The organism is Enterobacter sp. V89_11 (genome assembly GCF_029967775.1).
GTDB lineage: Bacteria > Pseudomonadota > Gammaproteobacteria > Enterobacterales > Enterobacteriaceae > Enterobacter > Enterobacter ludwigii.
The window spans coordinates 88,032-106,844 of the sequence record NZ_JASCAN010000001.1; the positions used below are offsets into that span (position 1 = coordinate 88,032).

The 18,813-nt window shown below is 55.5% G+C and carries 17 protein-coding genes and 1 riboswitch; of the genes, 11 read left to right on the forward strand and 6 right to left on the reverse strand.

The features are described from left to right. The first annotated feature begins 39 nt into the window (after positions 1-39). The 5 genes from QLG09_RS00375 (at position 40) to yegS (ending at position 4,965) form a co-directional block, all read left to right on the forward strand. A complete protein-coding gene (locus QLG09_RS00375) occupies positions 40-372 on the forward strand; it encodes a YegP family protein (protein ID WP_014170853.1) in 333 nt (110 codons plus the stop codon). A gap of 154 nt (positions 373-526) precedes the next feature. Next, on the forward strand, positions 527-1,888 hold the full coding sequence (gene yegQ / locus QLG09_RS00380; protein WP_049022965.1) for a tRNA 5-hydroxyuridine modification protein YegQ: 1,362 nt from the start codon (positions 527-529) through the stop codon (positions 1,886-1,888). 417 nt (positions 1,889-2,305) lie between these two features. Continuing rightward, positions 2,306-3,271, forward strand: a complete 966-nt coding sequence (locus tag QLG09_RS00385) for a hypothetical protein (RefSeq protein WP_025203671.1) — start codon at positions 2,306-2,308, stop codon at positions 3,269-3,271. Between the two features lie 7 nt (positions 3,272-3,278). Continuing rightward, positions 3,279-3,884, forward strand: coding sequence for a hypothetical protein (locus QLG09_RS00390; RefSeq protein ID WP_049022966.1), 606 nt, complete (start codon positions 3,279-3,281; stop codon positions 3,882-3,884). A gap of 181 nt (positions 3,885-4,065) precedes the next feature. Beyond that, complete coding sequence (gene yegS / locus QLG09_RS00395) at positions 4,066-4,965, forward strand: lipid kinase YegS (protein WP_025203669.1); 900 nt, start codon at positions 4,066-4,068, stop codon at positions 4,963-4,965. 54 nt (positions 4,966-5,019) lie between these two features. On the opposite strand, the gene fbaB is transcribed toward yegS, so the two are convergent. Beyond that, entirely contained in the window at positions 5,020-6,072 is a 1,053-nt protein-coding gene (fbaB, locus tag QLG09_RS00400) for a class I fructose-bisphosphate aldolase (RefSeq protein WP_049022967.1), read from the reverse strand. Between the two features lie 251 nt (positions 6,073-6,323). Here fbaB and QLG09_RS00405 point away from each other — a divergent pair, with 251 nt between their 5' ends. From QLG09_RS00405 to QLG09_RS00415, 3 genes are read left to right on the forward strand one after another with little or no spacing between them, the layout of a single operon-like run. Next, positions 6,324-7,601, forward strand: coding sequence for a nucleoside permease (locus QLG09_RS00405; RefSeq protein WP_020883238.1), 1,278 nt, complete (start codon positions 6,324-6,326; stop codon positions 7,599-7,601). Continuing rightward, the gene (locus tag QLG09_RS00410) at positions 7,598-8,602 is read left to right on the forward strand and encodes an ADP-ribosylglycohydrolase family protein (protein ID WP_049022968.1); all 1,005 of its coding nucleotides are present in this window, start codon (positions 7,598-7,600) and stop codon (positions 8,600-8,602) included. Before QLG09_RS00405 ends, QLG09_RS00410 begins: the two co-directional genes overlap by 4 nt. Beyond that, positions 8,599-9,552 (forward strand): PfkB family carbohydrate kinase, encoded by a 954-nt coding sequence (locus QLG09_RS00415; RefSeq protein WP_047955866.1) that lies wholly within the window; start codon positions 8,599-8,601, stop codon positions 9,550-9,552. The genes QLG09_RS00410 and QLG09_RS00415 overlap by 4 nt, the downstream gene beginning before the upstream one ends. Here the strand turns inward: QLG09_RS00415 and QLG09_RS00420 are convergent. From QLG09_RS00420 to thiM, 3 genes are read right to left on the reverse strand one after another with little or no spacing between them, the layout of a single operon-like run. Then, positions 9,526-10,272, reverse strand: a complete 747-nt coding sequence (locus QLG09_RS00420; RefSeq protein WP_014170861.1) for a GntR family transcriptional regulator — start codon at positions 10,270-10,272, stop codon at positions 9,526-9,528. The genes QLG09_RS00415 and QLG09_RS00420 overlap by 27 nt on opposite strands. Positions 10,273-10,314: 42 nt before the next feature. Continuing rightward, complete coding sequence (thiD, locus tag QLG09_RS00425; RefSeq protein WP_049022969.1) at positions 10,315-11,115, reverse strand: bifunctional hydroxymethylpyrimidine kinase/phosphomethylpyrimidine kinase; 801 nt, start codon at positions 11,113-11,115, stop codon at positions 10,315-10,317. Next, entirely contained in the window at positions 11,112-11,882 is a 771-nt protein-coding gene (thiM, locus tag QLG09_RS00430) for a hydroxyethylthiazole kinase (RefSeq protein ID WP_049022970.1), read from the reverse strand. The genes thiD and thiM overlap by 4 nt, the downstream gene beginning before the upstream one ends. Before the next feature lie 35 nt (positions 11,883-11,917). Then, a riboswitch (TPP riboswitch) is annotated at positions 11,918-12,014 on the reverse strand. Positions 12,015-12,507: 493 nt separating this feature from the next. Between thiM and QLG09_RS00435 the strand changes: the two genes are divergently transcribed. Both QLG09_RS00435 and QLG09_RS00440 read left to right on the forward strand, forming a co-directional pair. After that, a complete protein-coding gene (locus QLG09_RS00435; RefSeq protein WP_014170865.1) occupies positions 12,508-13,884 on the forward strand; it encodes a diaminobutyrate--2-oxoglutarate transaminase in 1,377 nt (458 codons plus the stop codon). Between the two features lie 18 nt (positions 13,885-13,902). After that, entirely contained in the window at positions 13,903-15,369 is a 1,467-nt protein-coding gene (locus QLG09_RS00440; protein ID WP_041162772.1) for an aspartate aminotransferase family protein, read from the forward strand. A gap of 36 nt (positions 15,370-15,405) precedes the next feature. Here QLG09_RS00440 and QLG09_RS00445 read toward each other — a convergent pair whose 3' ends face one another. Beyond that, complete coding sequence (locus QLG09_RS00445; protein WP_121339288.1) at positions 15,406-15,921, reverse strand: protein disulfide oxidoreductase; 516 nt, start codon at positions 15,919-15,921, stop codon at positions 15,406-15,408. 70 nt (positions 15,922-15,991) lie between these two features. Then, positions 15,992-16,912, reverse strand: coding sequence for a LysR family transcriptional regulator (locus tag QLG09_RS00450; protein WP_160890458.1), 921 nt, complete (start codon positions 16,910-16,912; stop codon positions 15,992-15,994). A gap of 122 nt (positions 16,913-17,034) precedes the next feature. On the opposite strand from QLG09_RS00450, the gene QLG09_RS00455 reads away from it, so the two are divergent. Beyond that, entirely contained in the window at positions 17,035-18,813 is a 1,779-nt protein-coding gene (locus QLG09_RS00455; protein WP_282488668.1) for an adenine deaminase C-terminal domain-containing protein, read from the forward strand.

Genomic DNA, 18,813 nt, shown 5'->3' on the forward strand with positions numbered 1-18,813 from the left:
AACTGGTGCAGATAATTCCACTTCGTTCAAGGAGTTCCTATGTCTGGTTGGTTCGAGTTAAACAAAAGCAGTGATGGTCAGTTCAGGTTTGTTCTCAAAGCAGGAAACGGAGAAACGATCCTGACCAGTGAGCTTTACACCACCAAAAATTCCGCCGAAAACGGTATCGCCTCCGTTCGCACCAATAGCCCTTCTGATGAACGTTATGAGAAGAAAGTGGCCACCAACGGTAAATTCCACTTCAATCTGAAGGCCGGGAATCATCAGGTTATTGGCAGCAGCCAGATGTATGCCTCGGAACAGTCGCGAGATAAAGGCATCGCGTCGGTCAAAACTAACGGTTCAAGCCAGACGGTAAAAGACAATACCTGACGACACGCCTCCGGCCGGGTTAGCGATGGTACGACCCGGCGCTTTACCTCCCTGTCCCTCAGCGCTACAATGCCCGCCCTTAAAGTGGGGGATCTCCCCTTACCGCTGCACCTGGTGCATGCGGATCTGACCTGTCATCAGAACGAGAACAAACATGTTTAAACCGGAACTCCTTTCCCCGGCGGGAACGCTGCAAAATATGCGTTACGCTTTCGCCTATGGCGCTGACGCCGTCTATGCTGGCCAGCCGCGCTACTCACTGCGCGTGCGTAACAATGAATTCAACCACGAGAACCTGCAGCTCGGCATTAACGAAGCACATGCCCTGGGCAAAAAATTCTACGTGGTGGTCAACATTGCGCCGCATAACGCCAAGCTGAAAACGTTCATCCGCGATCTGAAGCCGGTGGTTGATATGGGACCGGACGCGCTGATCATGTCGGACCCGGGTTTAATCATGCTGGTTCGGGAGCACTTCCCGGAGATGGATATTCACCTCTCCGTTCAGGCCAACGCCGTTAACTGGGCAACGGTGAAATTCTGGAAACAGATGGGGCTGACCCGCGTCATTCTGTCTCGTGAACTTTCGCTGGAAGAGATTGAAGAGATCCGCACGCAGGTGCCGGATATGGAAATCGAAATCTTCGTTCACGGCGCGCTGTGCATGGCCTACTCCGGTCGCTGCCTGCTCTCGGGATACATCAACAAGCGTGACCCGAACCAGGGTACCTGCACCAACGCCTGCCGCTGGGAATATAACGTTCAGGAAGGCAAAGAAGACGACATCGGCAATATCGTCCACAAACATGAGCCGATCCCGGTGACCAACGTGGAGCCAACCTTAGGCATCGGCGCGCCAACTGACAGCGTGTTCATGATTGAAGAAGCCAAACGTCCGGGTGAGTACATGACCGCCTTTGAAGACGAGCATGGCACTTACATCATGAACTCCAAAGACCTGCGTGCGATTGCGCACGTTGAGCGTCTGACGCAGATGGGCGTGCATTCCCTGAAAATTGAAGGCCGTACCAAGTCCTACTACTACTGCGCGCGTACTGCTCAGGTGTACCGTAAAGCCATCGATGATGCCGCCGCCGGTAAACCGTTCGATACCAGCCTGCTGGAAACCCTGGAAGGCCTGGCGCATCGCGGTTATACCGAAGGCTTCCTGCGTCGTCACACCCATGACGATTACCAGAACTACGAACACGGCTATTCCGTTTCCGAGCGTCAGCAGTTTGTCGGTGATTTTACCGGTGAGCGCAAAGGTGCGCTGGCCGCCGTGGCGGTGAAGAACAAATTCACCAAAGGCGACAGCCTGGAGTTGATGACCCCGCAGGGCAACATGAACTTCACCCTGGAACATCTGGAAAACGGTAAAGGCGAAGCAATTGACGTGGCACCAGGCAACGGCCATACCGTCTGGCTGCCGGTACCCGAAGAAGTGGAGCTGGAGTTTGCGCTACTGATGCGTAATTTCAACGGTGAAAGTACCCGTAACCCGCACAGTAAATAATCAAGCAGGGAAATTTTTTCGCGCTGGGATAATTCTTAGAATCGGATCACATACCGCTTCGTTCAATACGGGTATTATCCCCCCGCTGAAAAACATAACCCATAAATGCTAGCTGTACCAGGAACCACCTCCTTAGCCTGCGTAATCTCCCTTACGCGGGCTTATTTTTTTGTACAATTCAGTCCACTTATTAAGAATGCAATGGCATAGACCCACCATATGAAGGGTGTGTATTCGCAATAACGTATGCCGGAATACCGTTCATGAAAATCGGACGGACCTATGATATTCATCACAACTTTTATTGGATCTGGTAGGCGGGAGTGTTATTCAGAGCATTCCTAATTCCCGACCATAGCATGCCCTTTACTCTTGATTTCTTAGCACAATACGTTTTCACATGGACTGAGAGACGACATGACATTCCCCGGTCAGTTTTCAAAGGACATTCCGGATTACGAACTCGCACGCAGTCTGGGCCTTGCCTCCGGCGGCGATATTAATTTCAACGATTTTGCCAGTCACCTGGACTGTAGCCGAAACTTTAGCCAGGTTGGGATCATCTACTCAGACGGTGCGCGTCAGTGGTTAGTAAGGCCCTCAAGGCGGATTGCGACACCAAACGAAAGCTCGGTAAGTCATGTAGTCATCACTAAAGTAAATGCTTCCTCAAGTAGTGCCATCCAGGCAACGACGACTACGATTCAGTCACCTTCATTGGCGACTGAAATCGGTTCTACGGCAATTTCTTGCGGAGCCGCCATTCTCACTGTCGTACTTGCTGCTGGCGCAGGTATGGCCATTCCTCTCACCGCAGGCTCTTCCGGTGCTGTTGCTGCCGTGATTGTCGCCGGTGGTGTGGCAACAGGAATTCAGTGTGCGAACGGGCTTGGCCGCTTGTCACTTATTGCCATGAATCATAATGACTATGTAGCGTGGATGGATTCCCAGGAATGGTATACTGCAACCAATACCGCTCTGGATGCGATTTCACTTGCTGGGGCCGCTGCGGGTCTAAAAAGTGCGGTATTGACCTACCGCCTTCTTAATCGCTCGACGTCTGAAAGTTTACTCTCTTTATTACAAAAAATGAGCCGAGCGGACCGCACGAGGTTAACGGAGGAAATTATTCGCATCCGAAATCCCGGCATCTCGAATTCAGGTGTTAAAGCAGCGATGAAAGCTGGGGTTTACCCTAAACGTTACCCATCGGAAGCGCTGCAGTTGCTCTTACAGCGTGAGCTGTTGAATGCCATTTCCAACTCCTCAGCTTTTGTTGGAAGTGCGGTCTCGGGTACAATCAGGAATCCTCAGAATATTACACAATCTGGAAAATACGTTTTTGGTTTGATCCAGTCTTTTTCATTTACAGGAAGTTATTGACCTGAGCATGATAAAATACATCAAGAAGAGCCTGGCATTAAGTACTGTGATCACAAGTCAAATGGCGACTGACGATCTCCAACGGCTTGAGTCTTTAAAAGATGGCTTAAAAGATCAGTTTGGCGTTCCTGTAGGTGTACATATGACAGGCATTCCCTTGGCTATCAGTATGTTACTCGCCATTTTTTGCTACGCTATGCTACAAGTTTCTGTCTGGATATTACTATTTCGCCTGCTCGGCTTACCCGAATTTAAAGTCATGATGGGTGTATTTCTTGCAGCAGTGGCGTATTGCATGATTGCGATGAGTACTATGTTTCTGACTGCTCGGGGGTCCTTGGCTGGATTTAAAGCGCATATTTCCGTTATCACGCTGACTGGACTGATGAGCATCGTTTATTTTATCTGGACGTGGAGTTCACTTTTATTCGGCTCTGTTGAGAATTACATCCCGCAAATAACCTCTTTTTTAGGGTTGGGATTTTTCTGCATGAATGTCGTGTGGATGAATACATCACTCTTTTACCGTTCAATCGCCCTAACGCTACATAATCGGATTTGGCGTAAACAGCTGAAAATAGAGACAAGGCAAATGTCGCGACTCAAACGTTGAGGGCAATAGCCCAGTGATTGACAGACGTAAAAAGTGTAAACGACACCGGGCACAGATTACGTTATACGGGGGAAAAATCTCCTTTACACAGGCTTATTTTTTTCCCTTTCATCCTGTTCTTACCCGCTTTTTTCCTCCCTGCTATACACTCTTACTAACGCTAAAAAAGGGAGCAGCGCGGATGGCAATCTATCCAGACAGTTTATTGATTCTCAATGGCAAAAGTGCGGGCAACGATTTGTTGCGCCAGGCAGTGACGGATTTGCGTGAAGACGGTGCACGTATACACGTACGAGTGACGTGGGAAAAAGGTGATGCGGCACGCTATATCGACGAAGGTCTGAAGCTCGGGGTCGAAACCATTATTTCTGGCGGGGGCGATGGCACCATTAATGAAATTGCCGGCGCTCTGATAGATCTTCCCTCAACCGACCGCCCGGTGATGGGCATTTTGCCGCTCGGTACGGCCAACGATTTCGCCACCAGCGCCGGAATCCCCGAAGAACTGGGAAAAGCCCTGCAGCTGGCTATCCTCGGCAAAGCCACCGCCGTGGATATTGCTCAGGTGAATGAAAAAACCTGTTTTATCAATATGGCGACCGGTGGATTCGGGACGCGCATTACCAGCGAAACCCCTGAAAAGCTGAAGGCAGCGCTGGGCGGCGTCTCGTATCTGATCCATGGCCTGATGCGCATGGATACCCTGAAGCCGGACCGCTGTGAGATTCACGGCGAGAACTTTCAGTGGCAGGGTGATGCGCTGGTGATTGGTATCGGCAATGGCCGTCAGGCCGGTGGCGGACAGCAGTTATGCCCGGAGGCGCTGATCAATGATGGTCAGTTACAGCTGCGTATTTTCACGGGTGATGGCCTGCTGCCTGCGCTATTTACCACCCTGACCCAGCCAGAGGAGAGCCCGAATATTATTGCCGGTAAATCCGCGTGGTTTGAAGTGAATGCCCCACACGGCATGACGTTTAATCTTGACGGGGAGCCGCTGAGCGGGAAGCAGTTCCGCATTGAGGTGTTACCAGGCGCGCTACAGTGCCGGCTGCCACCGGACTGCCAGCTTCTGCGTTGACAGTGTGGCCGGGCGGCGGTAATGCCTGACCCGGCCAGCGTTTTACAAAAAGTCTTAAGCGATAGTCACTTTGCTGTCTAGGTACACATCCTGCACGGCATTGATCAGCTTCACGCCGTCAGCCATCGATTTTTTAAACGCCTTACGGCCCAGGATCAACCCCATACCGCCCGCGCGCTTATTGATAACCGCCGTGCGCACCGCGTCGGAGAGATCGGTGTCGCCACCCGCCGCACCACCGGAGTTAATTAACCCGGCACGTCCCATATAGCAGTTCGCCAGCTGATAACGCACCAGGTCGATAGGGTTTTCGCTGGTCAGTTTGCTGTAGACCCGGTCATCGGTGTAACCGAAGTTTACCGCTTTATAACCGCCGTTATTTTCCGCCATCTTCTGCTTCACAATATCCGCGCCAATGGTTGCCGCCAGATGGTTCGCCTGGCCGGTCAGGTCGGCAGAAACGTGGTAGTCCACTCCGTCTTTCTTGAATGCGGAGTTACGCAGATACGCCCACAGAACGGTGACCATACCCAGCTCATGCGCGCGTTCGAAGGCAACAGAAATTTCTTCAATCTGGCGACGCGACTGCTCAGAACCAAAGTAGATCGTCGCCCCAACCGCGACCGCGCCCATATTGAACGCCTGCTCTACGCTGGCGTAAAGCGTCTGATCGTATTCGGTCGGGTAGCTCAGGGTTTCGTTGTGATTCAGTTTGACGAGGAATGGAATGCGGTGGGCATAGCGACGCGATACGGAGGCCAGTACGCCATAGGTGGACGCCACGCAGTTACAGCCCGCTTCTATCGCCAGTTCGACGATGTTCTTCGGATCGAAATACAGCGGGTTCGCCGCAAAGGAGGCGCCCGCGGAGTGCTCAACGCCCTGGTCAACCGGCAGAATAGAAAGATACCCGGTTCCCCCCAGTCGCCCGGTATTATAGAGGGTCTGCATATTACGCAGTACCGCAGGCGGACGGTTGTTATCAACCATCACGCGGTCGACGTAATCATGGCCAGGCAGATAAAGCTGGTCGGCTGGAATGGTCATACAACGATGCTGTAAAAGGCTGTCGGCGTCTTTGCCAAGCAACTGCGCAATATCAGTCATGTGATGCTCCCGTAAGCCCGACGTAATGTCGGTGAGTGTTTATCCAGGCCCATAGCGTTATGGGCAGACTAAGCCTGGTACCGACTTAACAGATTTTCCACCATTTGCATTTTTTTTCAGCACAATCTGCTGGCTCGATTCGTGTACAACAAAACTGTTACATTGATCAAACAATCACCGCAAAGGTATTTAAAAGGTATTATTAAGTGGTATGTTAAAGGCGTACCCTCTCTGACATGCAGGATTAAACAATGAAAACGAAAGTCCAACTGTCATTCATGATGTTTGTTGAATGGTTTATCTGGGGCGCGTGGTTTGTACCGCTGTGGCTGTGGCTGAGCAAAAGCGGTTTTACCGCCGGGGAAATTGGCTGGTCTTATGCCTGTACCGCGATTGCCGCGATCCTCTCCCCCATTCTGGTGGGTTCACTGACCGACCGCTTTTTCGCTGCGCAGAAAGTACTGGCCGTACTGATGTTCGCCGGTGCCATTGTGATGTACTTCGCCGCACAGCAAACCCAGTTCAGCACCTTTTTCCCGCTGCTGCTGATTTACTCCCTGACCTATATGCCGACCATTGCGCTGACCAACAGTATTGCCTTCGCCAATGTGGATGATGTGGAGGCTGATTTCCCGCGTATCCGCGTGATGGGCACCCTCGGCTGGATCGCCTCGGGACTGGCGTGCGGTTTCCTCCCGCAGATGATGGGCTATAACGACATTTCCGATACCAATATTCCGCTGCTGATGACGGCGGGCAGCTCCGCGCTGCTCGGTGTCTTTGCGCTGTTCCTGCCGAACACCCCGCCGAAGAGTACCGGCAAGATGGATTTCAAAGTCATGCTGGGGCTGGATGCGCTGATCCTGCTGCGCGATAAAAACTTCCTGGTGTTCTTCTTCTGCTCATTCCTGTTCGCGATGCCGCTGGCCTTCTATTACATCTTTGCTAACGGCTATCTCACCGAAGTGGGGATGAAAAACGCCACCGGCTGGATGACGCTCGGCCAGTTCTCCGAAATCTTCTTTATGCTGGCGCTGCCGTTCTTCACCAAACGCTTTGGTATTAAGAAGGTCTTGCTGCTGGGCCTGCTCACCGCCGCCATCCGCTATGGCTTCTTTGTTTACGGTGGTGCCGATCAGTACTTCACCTATGCCCTGCTGTTCCTCGGCATTCTGCTGCATGGCGTGAGCTACGACTTCTACTATGTGACCGCGTATATCTACGTGGATAAAAAAGCGCCGGTGCATATGCGCACCGCCGCACAAGGCCTGATTACGCTGTGCTGTCAGGGGTTTGGTAGCCTGTTAGGTTACCGCCTGGGCGGCGTGATGATGGAAAAAATGTTCGCATACAAAGAGCCGGTGAATGGGTTGACCTTCAACTGGGCCGGAATGTGGGCATTCGGAGGGATCATGATTGCCGTGATCGCCGTGCTGTTTATGCTGTTTTTCCGCGAATCGGACAAAGAGATCACCGCAATTGAGGTGGTTGAAGGCGATACCGCGCTGACACGAGGGGAAGTTAAATGAAACAAGAACGTGTTCTCGGTGCCCTTTACGGGCAAGCGTTAGGGGATGCGATGGGCATGCCGTCGGAGCTTTGGCCGAGAAAGCGCGTCAAAGCGCACTTCGGCTGGATCGACCGTTTTTTACCCGGACCGGCTGAAAATAACGCCGCCTGCTATTTTAAGCAGGCAGAATTCACCGACGATACGTCAATGGCGTTATGCCTGGCGGATGCGATTATCGAATGCGACGGGCAGATCAACGCGGATGTTATCGGCAAACATATTCTGCACTGGGCGGAGTCGTTCGATGCGTTTAACAAGAATGTGTTAGGTCCGACATCGAAGATTGCGCTTAACGCCATTCGTGACGGCAAGCCGGTCAGTGAACTGGAAAACAACGGCGTCACCAACGGTGCGGCGATGCGCGCCTCTCCGCTGGGCTGCCTGCTGCCGGCCACGCGTCTGGAGCACTTTGTCGCAGAGGTGGCGCTGGCCTCCAGCCCGACCCATAAATCCGACCTCGCGATTGCCGGCGCGGTGGTGATAGCCTGGGCAGTGTCGCGTGCCATTGACGGTGAACGCTGGCAGAACATCGTCGATGCCCTGCCAGCCATTGCCCGCTACGCACAGGAAGCGAAAACAACCACCTTCAGCGCATCGCTGGCGGCACGGATTGAGCTCGCCCTTAAGACCGTGCGTGAAGCCAACGGCATCGATTCCGCCAGCGAGCAGGTTTACCAGCTTATTGGCGCGGGCACCAGCACGCTTGAGTCGGTTCCGGCGGCGATTGCGATGGTCGAACTGGCAGGCACCGACCCGAACCGCTGCGCCATTTTGTGCGCCAACCTCGGCGGTGATACGGACACCATCGGCGCGATGGCGACGGCAATCTGCGGTGCGCTTCACGGCGTACAGGCGATTGACCCGGCGTACAAGGAGGAACTCGACGCCGTAAACCGCCTCGACTTTAACCACTACTGTGAAAAACTGCTGCACTTCCGGGAGCAAAGGGAGGGCGTATGAGTGCTTTTGCTGCACGCCTTGAAACACTGCACGCCACTCGCCCGGTCACGGTGTTGGGTGCCGCGGTCATCGACGTGATCGCCGACGCCTATGCCCTGCCCTGGCGCGGGTGTGATATCGAACTCAAACAACAGGGTGTCAATATCGGCGGCTGTGCGCTGAATATTGCTATTGCGCTGAAACGGCTTGGGATCGCCGCGCAAAACGCGCTCCCCGTCGGTCACGGAGTGTGGGCAGACATCATCCGTAACGCCATGGCAAAACAGGATCTGCACAGCGTCGTCGAAGTAGAAACGGGCGACAACGGCTGGTGTCTGGCGCTGGTCGAACCGGACGGTGAGCGGACCTTTATGTCGTTTAGCGGCGTGGAGAACCAGTGGCAACAGCGCTGGCTGGATGCGCTGCACGTGCCGCCTGAAAGTCTGGTCTACCTCTCAGGCTATCAGCTGGCGTCACCGTGCGGAGAGCTCCTGACGGCCTGGCTGGAAGGCCTGGAAAACGTTACCGCGTTTATCGACTTTGGGCCGCGCATTGCCGATATTCCCGATGCGCTGATGGCGCGGATCATGGCCTGTAGGCCGATGGTATCGCTTAATCGCCAGGAAGCGGAGATGGCAGCGGGACGATTTGGCATGGAAGCTGAAACACTCGGCCCGCAGTGGCTACAGCGTTTTGGTTCTGCGCTGATTATTCGCCACGATAAAGACGGTGCCGCCTGGTTTGAGGGTGATAAATCGGGCTACGTTCCGGCGTTTCCCGCAACCGTCGTCGACACGATCGGTGCGGGCGACAGCCACGCCGGTGGCACGCTTGCCGGGCTGGCGGCAGGATGGTCGCTGGCTGATGCCGTTACGCTTGGCAATGCAGTGGCAGCCTGGGTCGTTAGCCACCGCGGCGGCGACTGCGCGCCAGGGCGCGAGGCGTTACTCCTCGCACACAAAGACGTATAAATCGCTACGGCAGTAGCTGATGCTGAACTCAATGGGCCGGTTCTGCTGATCAAGTGCAACCTGCTTGATCACCAGCACCGGGATTTTGTCATCCATGCGGATATGCGTCTGAAACTCGCTGTCCGGCATGCGGGCACTGACGCGTGAGCGGGTGCGTTGCGGGAAGATATTCTGGCTACGGAAGTAGTCATACAGGGAAATCCCAATTGCATCCGGATCGTGAATCAACCCTACCGGCACCCAGGACTCCTCAATCGATACGGCGTCATCATCCACATAGCGGATGCGCTTAAGCAAAAAGACCTCGCTCTCCGGCGGCACTGACAGCTGGCTGGCCACCTCTTCCGGGCATTTTACCACCCGTTTATTCACCCACAGCGTGTTGGGCTTTTTGCCGCGCAGCACCACCTGCTGAGAAAAACCGCGCGCTTCCTTGAGCGAGTATTCAAAGATGTTATTGATTTGCGTCCCATAGCCCCGGGCGCGCGTCACTACGCCCTCGGCTTCCAGAGCCTGCATCGCTTTGCGCACGGTAATGCGCGACACGCCGGTTAACTGACTGAGATCGCGCTCGCCGGGCAGTATATTCCCATGCTCCAGCACCCCGTTGCGTACCGCGTTTTTTACCGTTTCGGCAAATTTCAGATACAGCGGCGTGTTGTCCGGGGCGGCAATGCGTTCATTCAGTTGGTCGATTAAGCGGGTATGCGCTTGTTCCATCTCTGTTTTTCTCAGGCCTGGTGTGTGTTGCCAGTATACGGCTTACCACCAGGCATGAAAATGGTGTACCGGACCAATACCGTGACCAACCTCGAGAGTATCGGCTTTTGCCAGCGCTTCAGAGAGCCAGATTTTAGCGTCGCGGACCGTATCCCCCCAGTTGTCACGACGGGGGCGCAAAGCCGCCAGCGCGGCAGAGAGTGTGCAGCCGGTCCCGTGGGTGTTTTTGGTCTGTACCCGCGGGGCCGTGAAACGCAGCGCACCGTCGTGGGTAAACAACCAGTCAGGGCTTTCTTCATCATCAAGATGACCACCTTTCATCAGCACGGCGCCGCAGCCCATCGCCAGGAGCGCATTCCCCTGCTCTTTCATTTCGCGCTCATTCTGCGCGTGCGGCGCATCCAGCAGCGCAGCGGCTTCAGGCAGATTTGGCGTGATAAGCGCAACCTGCGGCAGCAGCTTATTTCGCAGCGTCTCGACGGCGGAGGCGGACAGCAGCGGGTCACCGCTTTTTGCCAGCATCACGGTATCCAGCACCACGTTTTGCACCTGGTAACGTTGAAGCCGTTCTGCCACCGCTTCAACAATGTCGGTCTCGGCCAGCATCCCAATCTTGGTGGTGTCGATTCGCACATCGCTGAAAACCGAATCCAGCTGTGCGGCGACAAAGTCCGGCTCAATGCGGTAAACCGACTGCACGCCACGCGTATTTTGCGCCACCAGCGCAGTAATCACCGAGCAGCCGTATGCGCCGAGTGCGGAGAATGTTTTCAAATCAGCCTGAATGCCCGCGCCGCCGCTTGGGTCGGTACCGGCAATGGTAAGGGCGTTAATCCGTTTCATACCCGTTCCTCCAGAGTGTAGAGCGCGTCGAGGAACGCGCTGGCAAAACTGCCGGGACCACCAGACCGGGTGACGGCCGCCGTTCCGGCACGTTTCATCCATCCGCAGGCGGCGGCGATGTTGTCCAGCCGGTCGCCGGGAAGCGAGCAGCTCGCCGCCACGACTGCCGAGAGCGCGCATCCCGTTCCCACCACGCGGGTCATCATCGGGTCACCGCCCACGACCGTGCGGGTGCGCTGCCCGTCGGTGACGTAATCCCGTTCACCGGTGACCACCACAATGGCATTCGTCTGGCGAGCCAGCGCCTGCGCGGCAGGCAACGCAGCCGCCGCCGTGTCGGTGGTATCGACGCCGCGCCCGCCCGCACTCATCCCGGCAAGGGCGAGAATTTCCGAGGCATTGCCGCGAATGGCCGCCGGTTTCAGGCCGAGGATTTGGTGGCAAAAACGGGTGCGGAACGTCAGCGCCCCTACGGCAACCGGGTCAAGCGTCCAGGGTTTCCCTGCTGCCACTGCACTCTCAATCGCCCGGCGCATCGACTGGGCGCGCGGCGCCGTCAGCGTCCCGACGTTAATCAATAGGGCATCTGCGAGCGCGGCAAACTGCTCGGCCTCTTCGGCTTCAATCACCATAGCCGGGGAAGCGCCAAGCGCCAGTAACACATTGGCCGTAAAGGTCTGTACCACATCGTTGGTCATACAGTGGGTAAGTGGGGAACGGGTTCGAAACTGATGTAAAACGTGTAAATCGAGCAGGTCAGGCTGCATGGTATCGCTCCTGCCGTGCGTGAAGAAGCGATGACCGGGAAGGCATCTGACTTCCCTACGCTGGCATTATCCAGATCAGGTAATACGGGTATTTCTCAGCCTTCACAAAGAAGGGCACCCCGAGTCATTGGTAAGAATTCACTTACATTTGGCAGATTAGGGGAAGAGTACCAGTGATGCAAGACCTGTTGATTTCTCGCTTTCACGATTTTGTTATACCAATCAGATGTAATGAGAAGCCTGTAACCGCTATGTCCGGGAATAAAAACAACCTGTCGTGACCCCGGTATTTTGCAGGTAATGTCGAGATAATGCGCTTAAAGGGGCTATCTCCCCCCCTTAACGTCCCTCAATGGCACGATTTGTCACACACTTTTCTCTCTTTTTACAGTCCTGACAAAATACGCGTAACCGGCTGTTTTTGTTTGGCATAAAGCGCAATTTTCATTCTTAAAATGAGGATATTCCCTCCCCCGTACCGCATGTCACAAAACAGTAAACAAATTAACCATTGAGCCTCGTGACAAAAGGCTCTATATTGGCGGCGTTTTTTTCAGGCCCCCATCTGTTTTTTAACTTTTTATTCAATCGTTGCTCATAACGAAGCGGCGGTTGTAGGAGTGATATGATGACGGATAAAGTCCGTATTGACACCGTAGATGCCCACAAAAGCAACGAAACCTATCTGGCCCGTCAGGCCGAGTTTGAATCTAACGTCAGGAGTTATCCGCGCAAACTGCCTTTAGCAATCACTAAAGCAGAAGGCGTGTGGATCACCGATGCAGACAATAAAGAATACCTTGACTGTTTAGCAGGCGCAGGGACCCTTGCGCTTGGACATAACCATCCTGATGTGCTGAAAAGCATCCAAAATGTCATTACCAGCGGCTTGCCGTTACATACTCTGGATCTGACTACGCCTCTGAAAGACGCGTTCTCAGAATATCTGCTCTCTCTGTTGCCTGGTCAGGGCAAAGAGTACTGCCTGCAGTTCACCGGTCCATCCGGTGCTGACGCCGTTGAAGCGGCGCTGAAACTGGCGAAAAAAGTGACCGGTCGTAGCGGTATCATCAGCTTCTCTGGTGGTTACCACGGTATGACTCACGGCGCACTGGCCGTTACCGGCAACCTGTCTCCGAAAGAAGCGGTTAACGGAATGATGCCAGAAGTGCAGTTCATGCCTTACCCACACCAGTACCGTTGCCCACTGGGTATCGGCGGTGAGGCGGGTGTGAAAGCGCTGACCTACTATTTCGAAAACCTGATCAACGACGTTGAAAGCGGTGTGCGTAAACCTGCGGCAGTGATCCTTGAAGCCGTTCAGGGTGAAGGCGGCGTGAACCCGGCTCCGGTTGAGTGGCTGCAGCGCATCCGTAAAGTGACTCAGGAACACGGCATTCTGCTGATCCTCGACGAAGTTCAGGCTGGATTTGCCCGTACCGGTAAATTCTTCGCCTTCGAACACGCGGGCATTGAGCCAGACATCATCGTGATGTCTAAAGCGGTTGGCGGCGGTCTGCCACTGGCGGTACTCGGCATCAAAAAACAGTTCGATGCATGGGCACCAGGCCACCACACCGGTACCTTCCGCGGCAACCAGCTGGCAATGGCAACCGGTCTGACAACGCTGAAAATCCTGAAAGACCAGAACATCGCGGGCAAAGTGGCCGCACAGGGCGAATGGCTGAAAGGCCAGCTGAACGAGATGGCGAAACGCTATCCGGTTATCGGTCACGTTCGCGGCCTGGGCATGATGATCGGGATTGAGATCGTTAAGCCACACGAAGCGGCAGACCACATGGGTTGCTACCCGGGTGATGGCGAGCTGTCTGCACTGATTCAGAAGAAGTGCTTCGAAGCCGGCCTGATTCTGGAGCGCGGTGGTCGCAACGGTATTGTTCTGCGTCTGCTGCCTTCCCTGCTGATCAGCGATGATGAGCTGAAAGTCTTCCTGGATAAATTCGAGCAGGCGCTGCTTGCTGCGGGCGTTCGCCCGGCGTAACCGGAGTTGTTGAACACGATGTCAGATTCAAACCCAATTTTGTTCTCCTCTGCACAGAGCATTGAAGCTTACCAGCAGGCGATTGAACAAAGCACTCAGGCTGTGATGCAGTGGCTGAAACAGCCTGAGATGTATCAGGGCAAAACGGTCGCGGAACTGCGCGACCGTATTAAGCTGGATTTCAACCCGAAAGGGCTGGGCAACGAAGCGGCGATTGAACGCGCCGTGGAGTTCTTCCTGAAAGACAGCCTGTCCGTTCATCACCCGCAGTGTGTGGCGCACCTGCACTGCCCAAGCCTGGTGGTTAGCCAGGCGGCGGAAGTACTGATTAACGCCACTAACCAGAGCATGGACTCCTGGGATCAAAGCCCGTCCGCAACCATCATTGAGATCAAGCTGATCGAATGGCTGCGTACCCGCGTGGGTTATCAGGCTGGCGACGCCGGTGTGTTCACCAGCGGCGGCACGCAGAGCAACCTGATGGGTCTGATGCTGGCCCGTGATGCGTTCTTCGCGCGTCAGGGTCATTCCGTTCAGCAGGACGGCCTGGTTGGCGATCTGCGTAAAATCCGCGTGCTGTGCTCTGAAAACGCACACTTCTCCGTGCAGAAGAACATGGCGCTGATGGGTCTGGGCTACCAGTCCGTCGTGCAGGTGAAAACGGATGAATTCTCGCGCATGGATCTCAGCGATCTGGCAGCGAAAATTGAGCAGTGCAATGCTAACGGCGAGCAGATCCTGGCGATTGTTGCCACTGCCGGTACTACCGATGCAGGTGCAATCGATCCGCTGCGTGCCATTGCTGAACTGGCGGCGAAACAGAATATCTGGGTACACGTTGATGCGGCCTGGGGCGGCGCACTGCTGATGTCTGAGCAGTATCGTCACTACCTGGACGGTATCGAGCTGGTGGATTCCGTTACTCTGGACTTCCACAAGCAGTTCTTCCAGACCATCAGCTGCGGTGCGTTCCTGCTCAAAGAAGCGCGCCACTATGAGCTGATGCGCTATCAGGCGGCCTATCTGAACTCTGAGTTCGATGAAGAAGCTGGCGTGCCTAACCTGGTGTCGAAATCTCTGCAGACGACCCGTCGTTTCGACGCGCTGAAGCTGTGGATGAGCCTGGAAGCGCTGGGTCAGGAACAATACGCGGCGATCATCGATCACGGTGTTACGCTGGCACAGCAGGTTGCGGCTTACGTGAAAGAGCAGCCTGCTCTGGAACTGGTTATGCAGCCGCAGCTGGCAAGCGTATTGTTCCGCTTCCGTGGACAGGTACAGATGGACGACGCGGGTATCGCCCTGCTGAACCAGAAAATTGGTGATGCGCTGCTGGAATCCGGCCGTGCTAACGTCGGCGTGACCGAGCATAACGGCGTCACCTGCCTGAAGCTGACTCTGCTGAACCCAACCGTGACCCTGGAGGACATTAAAGTCCTGCTGTCGCTGGTTGAGCGTACCGCACAGGAAGTTCTGGCGAAGTAATATCCAGCCCCTCTTCCGCCGGAAGAGGGGCTCTCTTTACAGCCCTGCCCACCACAGTCTGAGCTTCATTCCCCAGTAACTTGTCCACCCCGTAGTAGTACTGACCACTTTCCCCTTCGACACGATCACCAGCGTCGGTGTTACGCTCACCTGCCACGCCTGCGACAGCGCACCGTTGGCATCGTTGACCACCGGCATGACCAGCTGTTTCTTGTCGACCCAGCGCGCCAGCTTTGCATCGTCGCCGGAACGCATGGCGATACTTACGACGTTGCCACCCTGTTCTGCCAGCGTATTGACCGAGGGCGTCGTAAACCGGCAGATGCTGCACCAGGTTGCCCATACGTATATCAGCAGCGGGCGTTCCTGGCTGAGTACCGTTATATCGTGGATCTTTCCGTCGATGCTGTGCATCGGTGCAGCGCTAAAGCTGGCGGGGAGTGTGGGCTTGCGGTATTGATCCACGCCCCACATTACGGCCAGCGCGAGCAGAAAGAAGATGATCCCTTCCCGCGCCCAGCGGCGCAGTCGACTGAATTTGCGGTTTTCCATTGTGACCTCTTGATGAATCGACGGTCATCTTAGCGAGCAATGCGCCCTCACGCTGTAAAGAAGTGTCGGGTCATTTCGTTCGCAACGTGTCGGCCATCAGCGTAAAGCAGGATTCGATAAGCGGAGGAAGCGGCTGCGGGGCGCGCATTAACGCCACCGTGCGGGCCAGGGCCGGTTGTTGAAGATGTACCACCCTGAGCTGCGGGTCCTGGAGGTGCGTGGTATAGAGCTGCGGTAAAATCGCCACGGCGAGTTTCGAGCGCACCAGACCATACAAAGTTTCGATGTAGTCCACCTGATAGCGTGTCGGCAACGACAAACGGTGGCTTTCCGCGAGCGCCGCAACCAGACGCTGAATATTACCTTTTGAGAACACGGCGATATCCCGCCCTGCCAGTTGCTTCCAGGGCAGGTGCGCCGACGCGGCCAGCGGATCGTCGCTGTGAATGACAGCGACAAACGGGTCGTCCTGTAAGGGAAACACGTTCAGCTGGTCGGGAACAGAGTTATCGAGCGCACCAATGCCGAAATCAATCTGCCCTTTCAGCAGCTGGGCCACCAGCGCATCGTTGGTTTGATCGTGAAATTCCACCCTGAGGCGGGGAAAAGCCTGCGCGAGCGTCCGGGGCAACAAGGGGAACAGCAGCGAACTCACGGAAGGGATCAGCCCGATACGCACCGTACCTTCTCCGCCCGCCTGAACAATGTGCTGCATGTCGTCAAACGCAAGCTGCGCCACGCTGAGCACCCGCTGCGCGTGCGGCAGGATGGCATTGCCAAGCTCCGTCAACGTCACGGCCGAGGCGGTCCGGTTAACCAGTTTGCCCCCAAGCACCGTCTCGATTTGCCGCAACGCACTGCTGAGCGCCGGCTGGCTGATAGCCAGTTTGCTGGCGGTATCAGTAAAATGACGCAGCTGCGCCAGAGTGACAAAATACTGTAGCTGTCGAAGAGAGAGCGCGGGCAAGCGCTGCCAGGGTTCCGTCATGATTATCCATTACACACGTCACAGAATAACCCGGGGTTATCGGGCGATAAATTTTATCAGCTGGGCAAACGTTTGCCGTGTGCATAGAGTAGCGTCATTATTTTGATGCTGGAACTGTTAATTGCATGACTGCTGAAACCCGACGCCGCGCCGTTCAGGCTGCACGAGGCGAAATGCCCTTTGACCTGCTGCTCACCGATACCCGTATTGTGGATATGGTCACCGGTGAGATCCGCGAAGCGGATGTTGGTATCGTGGGATCACTGATTGCCAGCGTCCATCCGCGCGGCAGCCGCAACGACGCACATGAGACCCACGCGCTGAACAACCAGTTTCTGTCGCCAGGGCTGATCGATACCCACGTCCACCTTGAAAGCTCTCATCTTATGCCCGCCCGCTACGCGGAGATTGTGCTTGCACAGGGCACCACGGCGGTCTTCTGGGATCCGCATGAACTGGCCAACGTGCTGGGCATTGACGGCGTCCGTTTTGCCATTGAGGCCAGCCGCAATCTGCCGCTGCAGGTGATGGTCGCCGCGCCTTCAAGCGTGCCCTCAACGCCCGGCCTGGAAATGTCCGGGGCGGATTTTGCCGGAGACGAGATGAACACCCTGCTTGGCTGGCCGGAAGTGCGCGGTGTGGCTGAAGTGATGGACATGCATGGGGTGCTCAATGGCAGCCAGCGTATGCTTGAAATTATGCAGGCCGGGCTCGACAGCGGAAAGCTGATTGAAGGCCATGCCCGCGGTCTCAGCGGTGCGGATTTACAGGCTTATCTGGCAGCAGGCGTGACTTCTGACCATGAGTTAACGTCGGCTGACGATGCGCTGGAAAAGCTGCGTGCCGGGCTGACGCTGGAGATCCGCGGTTCGCACCCTTATCTGCTGCCCGATATTGTCAGCGCCCTGAAAACGCTCCCCCATCTTTCGTCTCACATCACGGTTTGTACCGATGATGTTCCGCCAGACATCCTCATGGAAAAAGGCGGGATCATCGCGCTGCTGAACCTGCTGATTGAAAATGGATTAGCGGCCACCGACGCACTGCGTTTTGCAACGCTCAATGCAGCCATTCGCCTGCAGCGTAACGACCTGGGGCTGATTGCCGCCGGGCGTCGCGCGGATCTGGTGGTGTTTGACTCGCTGGATAAACTGACGGCGCACCAGGTCTACGTCGCCGGAAAGCTGATTGCCCGGGACGGGGCAACGCTCGAACCTGTTGCTGATACGCCTCTTACGTTGCCGCGTGATACCGTACGGTTGTCTGCCCTGACCGCTGATGATTTTTGCATGCGTATTGGCAACGCGAGCCATGGCGTGGCTCGCTTGCGCCACATCTGCGGCGCGCGCTTTACCCGCTGGGGTGAAACAGATGTGCAGGTGCGCAACGGGTGCGTGCAGATCCCGGACGGCTTTAGCCTGATCTGGGTTCAGCATCGCCATGCCCGTCATGCAGCAAAACCGCAAATTGCCCTGCTTGAAGGCTGGGGGGAACTGCGTGGGGCGATTGCCACTAGCTACTCGCACGACTCTCACAACCTGGTGGTTCTGGGCCGCGATCCGAACGATATGGCACTGGCTGCCAATACGCTTATCAACAGCGGTGGTGGCATGGCGCTGGCGCAACAGGGTGACGTGATTGCCCACGTTGCCATGCCGATTGCGGGCATGCTGTCGGAACTGCCACCTGCCGAGCTGGCGCTGCAGTTCAGGACGCTGCGCGATCGCAGCAGTCTGATTGCCGACTGGGAACCGCCGTATCGGGTCTTTAAGGCCATCGAAGGAACCTGCCTTGCCTGTAATGCCGGGCCACATTTGACCGATCTTGGACTGACCGATGGCAGCACGCGCCAGATTGTCGATACGCTGATTTCTTACCGGGAAACCCCGGACAACACACAATAA